This window comes from Archangium sp., from assembly GCF_036389735.1.
GTDB lineage: Bacteria > Myxococcota > Myxococcia > Myxococcales > Myxococcaceae > Archangium.
This window is the reverse complement of the sequence record NZ_DASVWK010001015.1, coordinates 1-5,173: the sequence shown is the minus strand read 5'-3', so window position 1 is coordinate 5,173 and position 5,173 is coordinate 1. Positions and strand designations below refer to the sequence as shown.

Sequence of the window (5,173 nt, the reverse complement as noted above, 5' to 3'; positions counted from 1 at the left end):
CGAGCGACCCTGGAGCACATTAGGGCCTGTTTCGCCAGGAGCCCTCATCCTCTCTTTGTTGCCCGAGGAGCAGCCGAGCAAGGGCGGGGCCTATCGAAACCGGCTCTTAAGGCCGCTGCTGCTTCAGCATGCGCGAGGCTAGGCGGTCGACGAGGCCCGGCACGAGCGCCTTGAGCGCCACCACCAGCTTCGCGGCTGGCCGCATCACCAGCTCGCGCTCGCGGCGCTCCATGCCCCGGAGGATGAGGTCCGCGCAGGTGCGCGCATCCATCATCTTCTTGCCTGCCTCCTCGGCGATGCGGCCCGGCCGGGAAGCGCCGTCGGGGTCGAGCGCACGCGCACGGATGTTGGTGGCGACGAACCCGGGCGACACGACGAGCACGTCCACGCCGCTGCCATTCAGCTGGATGCGCAGCGAGTCGAAGAACCCCTGCATGGCGTGCTTGGTTGCGGAATAGCCGCTGCGCCCGGGCGCCCCGCTCTTGCCCGTCAGCGAGGACACGGCCACGAGCAGGCCCCGCCGCTCCTTTATATATATGCGGGAGCGCGGCGTGCGTGCAGTAGACCGCGCCGAGGTAGTTCACCCGCATGAGGCGCTCGAAGTCGGAGAGGTCCGTCACGTCCTCGAAACGGCCCCGCATCGTCATCCCCTCGTTGTTCACGAGGTAGTCGATGTCGCCGAATGCCTGGACGGAGCGATCTACCATCCTCCGACAGGCCTCGGGGTCGCTCACGTCCGTGGGCACCACGAGCGCGCGTCCCCGGCCTGCTCTCACCGCTGCTTCACCCGGGTCAGCGCCGACTCGTCCCGCGCCGCGAGCACCATATTGAGGCCGCGCCTCGCGAGCGCCACCGCCAGCTCCTCGCCAATTCCCGAGGACGCCCCCGTGATGACCGCCGTCTTTCCTCTCATGGGGCACCATGCTCGCCCGCCCCGGCTGGCCCATGGCATCCGGGCCCGTACCTTCCTATTAGAAGAGGCGTGAGCGCCACCAAACGCCGCCGCGTGCTGGACATCGTGGCCACCGACGCCACCTTCGAGCGCACCGAGTCCCGCGGGCGCGAGGTGTGGCTCGGGAAGTGCTTGCACTGCAACGCGCACCTCCTCATCAGTCTGGAGGGGGAGCCCATCAGCCGCGCCACCATCGAGCACATCGTCCCCCGGGTGCATGGCGGGACGGACGCCCTGGAGAACCTCGGCCTGGCGTGTGCACGGTGCAACCAGGGCAAGGGCTCCCGGCATGATCGGCACTACCACCGGGACGCGCGCGTGCGGGAGTTGGTGGACCGGCTGCTGGAGCGCCGACGCGAGCGCTGGCGAGACCCCGAAGACGCCTGATCTTCCGGGGCATTCAAGCCCCCTTCCATCTCGCAGAAGAGAACATCATCCGGACAAGTTCGCAGCCGCGCCACAACGCCTCGGGTCGTGCTATCTCCCCGCGCGCGGACAGAGAAAGGTTGACACCCGGATAATGATGCTCGATGGTCCCGCGCCGCGTCGGGAGGGTATGAGGAGGAGGGACCCGTCCCGCGGCAACTCTTCATTCGGATGGGGTCGGGCGAGTCCGCATGTCTCCTGCCAGGGCAGGAGTCGTGGCAGCCACAGCAACGCCGTGCATGAGCTTCTTGATCCAGTCTCCCCGTTCCGTTTCCGATCCGGCCGCACCGTCCTCCCGGTTGCGTCCTCCGGAATCCACTGACTAGCCCCCGGTCCTGGTATGAGCGGTCCTCTCTTCCCACGCTGGACGAACACGGTGTCGCGGGCTTCCGCCGCGGCGCTCCTCGCGATCCCCGCGATCGCCCTTGGCGGTTTGATGGCGTACGTGCGTTCTCCGTTCGTCACCAACCAGAACCGCCCCCTCGAGCAGCCCATCGAGTTCGACCACCGGCACCATGCCGGTGACGAGCAGATCGACTGCCGCTACTGCCACTTCTCGGTGGAGAAATCGCCCTCGGCGGGCATTCCCTCCACCACGGTGTGCATGTCGTGCCACGCGCAGGTGTGGAACAAGAGTCCCTACCTGACGCTGGTGCGGCAGGCGTACTTCACGGACCAGCCCATCCCGTGGGTGCGGGTGCACAACCTGCCCGACTTCGTCTACTTCAACCACGCCATCCACGTGTCGAAGGGTGTGGGCTGCGTGACCTGCCACGGCCGCGTGGACACGATGGCCGCCATCGAGCAGGTCGCCCCGCTCACCATGCAGTGGTGCCTGGACTGCCACCGCAACCCCAAGCCCAACCTGCGCCCGCAGGAGTTCATCACCAGCGTCACCTGGCAGCCGCCGGCCGACCACAAGGAGGCCGAGGCGCTGGGTGAGAAGCTGGCTGAGCAATACGACGTTCACTCGCGCACGAGCTGCTCCACATGCCACCGCTGAAGCCCAAGCTCGACGGAGCCCCCATGAAGGACCTTCCTACCTCCTTCGCGCTGCCGGTCGTCTCGGACAAGGCCGAGGCCACCCCCGCGCACGACCACGAGCACGAGCACGACGTCGTCGGTGAAGCGCTCGAGCACGCCGCCGCCCATGGCGATGCCTCCGAGGGCGCCTACGGCCGCACGTACTGGCGCAGCCTCGAGGAGAAGCTCGGCAAGGCCGAGTACCTCGAGGAGAGCCGCCCCGAGTTCCCCGAGGGCGCGGACCTGCCCCCCACCGGGGTCGCCCGCCGCGATTTCATGCAGCTGCTGGGCGCCTCGCTGGCGCTGGCCGGCGCCACCGCCTGCTCCACCCGTCCGGTGGACGAGCGCATGGTGCCCTACACCCGCACGCCGCCCGAGCTCGTCCCGGGCAACCCGCTGCACTACGCCACGGGCATGACGTTCGGTGGCCACACCTCCGGCATCCTCGTCACCGCGCGTGAGGGTCGCCCCATCAAGGTGGAAGGCAACCCGCAGCACCCCGTCAACCTGGGTGCGGCCGGCCCCTTCGAGCAGGCCTTCCTGCTCTCGCTGTACGACCCGCAGCGCGCCCGCGTGCTGCGCTACCGCAAGGAGCCGCGCTCGCTGCGCACCTTCGGCGAGGAACTCGTCGCCGGCATGGCGCGCTCGGCCCAGGACAACGGTGGCGCCCGCGTCCGCTTCCTCACCGAGCCCAACAGCTCGCCGGTGCTCGACCACCTGCGCTCGCGCATCCAGCAGCGGCTGCCCAACGCGCGCTTCCACAGCTACACCTCCGTCACGCAGGATCCGGCCAGCGAGGGCACGCGCACCGTGTTCGGCCAGCCGGCCACCCCGCTGTATGACTTCTCCAAGGCGGACGTCGTCCTGTCGCTGGACGCTGACTTCCTGGAAAGCCGCCCGGCCAACCTGGCCTACGCTCGCGCCTTCGCGAAGCGGCGTGACCCCGCCGAGGGCAACCTCAACCGCCTCTACGTCGCCGAGCCGCGCTTCACCATCACCGGTGGCATGGCGGACCACCGCCTGCGCGCGAAGTCCCACGAGGTGTTCGCCATCGCCGCCGCCATCGCCTCGCGCGTGGGCGGTACGGTGGAGGGCCTGGGCGCCGCCGCCACGCAGAAGGCGCAGCTCAACGCCGCCCACCAGAAGTGGGTGGACGCCGTCGCCGCCGACCTGCGCGCCGCCGGTGGCCGCTCCGCGGTGGTGGCCGGTGAGCGTCAGCCCGCCGCCGTCCACGCGCTGGCCGCCGCCATCAACGCGGCGCTCGGCAACGTGGGCCAGACGGTTCGCTACGTCCCCTCGGCCGTGGCCGAGAGCACCGGTGACGCCGGCCTCCGCCCGCTGGTGGACGAGCTGAAGAACGGCGCGGTGGACGTCCTCGTCATCACCGCCTGGAACCCGCTCTACCGCGCGCCGGTGGACCTGGGCCTCCAGGAGGTGCTGGATCCGAAGACGAACGCCAACCGCAACAAGCTCAACGTCATCTACACCTCCCTGTTCGAGGACGAGACGAGCGCCTACGCCGACTGGTTCATCCCGGCCGCGCACGAGCTGGAGGCCTGGGGCGACGGTCGGTCCGTCGATGGCACCGTGTCCATCGTGCAGCCGCTCATCCAGCCGCTCTTCAACGGCGTGTCCACCCCGGAGCTGCTCGCGCTCTTCCTGGGTGAGCCGTACCGCACCAGCTACCAGATCCTCCGCGACTTCTGGCGCGGCCGCGCCGCCGCCGGCACCGACTTCGAGACGGCCTGGGAGACGTGGGTGTCCGTGGGCATCGTCCCCGACTCCGCCCCCGCCGCCCTGGCCGGCACCCCGAACGTGGAAGGCGCCCGCGCCCTGGTGGATGCCTACACCCCGCCCGCCACGGGCGAGCTCGAGGTGAACTTCGTCGCGGACTACAAGGTCTACGACGGCCAGTTCGCCAACCTCTCCTGGCTCCAGGAGCTGCCGGATCCCATCTCCAAGATGACGTGGGACAACGCGGCCTACCTCAGCCCGGCCACGGCCGAGCGCCTGAAGCTCCAGGCGGGTGACGTGGCCACGCTCACCTACGGCGGCCGCAAGCTGGACGTGCCGGTGTGGATCATCCCCGGCACCGCGGACGACGTGGTGGTGCTGCCCCTGGGCTACGGCCGCACGGGTCTGTTCGAGACCGTCGCCAAGGAAGTGGGCTTCAACGCCAACCGGGTGCGCAGCGTGAACGCGCCCTGGTTCGACGGCGGTGCGAAGCTGGAGAAGGCGCGCAGCACCCACAAGTTCGCCCTCACCCAGCAGCACTGGCGCATGGAGGGCCGCCCGCTGGCCCTCGACATGACGGTGGCGGACTTCCGCGCGGAGCAGGAGAAGGAGAAGCGGCACGCCAGCCCCCTCCTCACCCGCGTGCGCGGCGAGCATGAGGCGGCCAACCTCATGCCGGACTTCAAGTACGAGGACTACAAGTGGGCGATGGCCATCGATCTGGCCCGCTGCACGGGTTGCTCGGCTTGCGTGGTGGCCTGCCAGTCGGAGAACAACATCCCCGTGGTGGGCAAGGAGCAGGTCGCCCGCAGCCGCGAGATGCAGTGGCTGCGCATCGACCGCTACTTCACCGGCAGCGAGCTGAGTGACCCGGAGATGGTCATGCAGCCGGTGGCGTGCGTGCACTGCGAGAAGGCGCCCTGCGAGTACGTGTGCCCGGTGAACGCCACCGTCCACTCGGACGAGGGCCTCAACGACATGGTGTACAACCGCTGCGTCGGCACGCGGTACTGCTCCAACAACTGCCCGTACAAGGTC

General features: G+C 69.3%; 4 protein-coding genes and 2 pseudogenes. 3 read left to right on the top strand and 3 right to left on the bottom strand.

The features are described 5' to 3' along the window. Window positions 1-106: 106 nt before the first annotated feature. The 3 genes and pseudogenes from VF794_RS36185 to VF794_RS36175 form a co-directional block, all read right to left on the bottom strand. Window positions 107-565 (bottom strand): annotated as a pseudogene (locus tag VF794_RS36185) (SDR family NAD(P)-dependent oxidoreductase); the annotation flags it as partial. Window positions 566-596: 31 nt separating this feature from the next. Next, window positions 597-734, bottom strand: a pseudogene (locus tag VF794_RS36180) (short chain dehydrogenase); the annotation flags it as partial. Window positions 735-772: 38 nt separating this feature from the next. Continuing rightward, entirely contained in the window at window positions 773-913 is a 141-nt protein-coding gene (locus tag VF794_RS36175; protein WP_331117681.1) for an SDR family NAD(P)-dependent oxidoreductase, read from the bottom strand. A 69-nt stretch (window positions 914-982) separates the two neighbouring features. Here VF794_RS36175 and VF794_RS36170 point away from each other — a divergent pair, with 69 nt between their 5' ends. The 3 genes from VF794_RS36170 to VF794_RS36160 form a co-directional block, all read left to right on the top strand. After that, entirely contained in the window at window positions 983-1,339 is a 357-nt protein-coding gene (locus tag VF794_RS36170) for an HNH endonuclease (RefSeq protein ID WP_331117680.1), read from the top strand. Window positions 1,340-1,718: 379 nt separating this feature from the next. Continuing rightward, window positions 1,719-2,381 carry a cytochrome c3 family protein gene (locus VF794_RS36165; protein ID WP_331117679.1) on the top strand — a complete coding sequence of 221 codons (663 nt, stop codon included), beginning with the start codon at window positions 1,719-1,721 and terminating at the stop codon, window positions 2,379-2,381. A gap of 23 nt (window positions 2,382-2,404) precedes the next feature. Further along, window positions 2,405-5,173: TAT-variant-translocated molybdopterin oxidoreductase (locus VF794_RS36160; RefSeq protein ID WP_331117678.1), on the top strand; the 2,769-nt coding region annotated here is incomplete at its 3' end.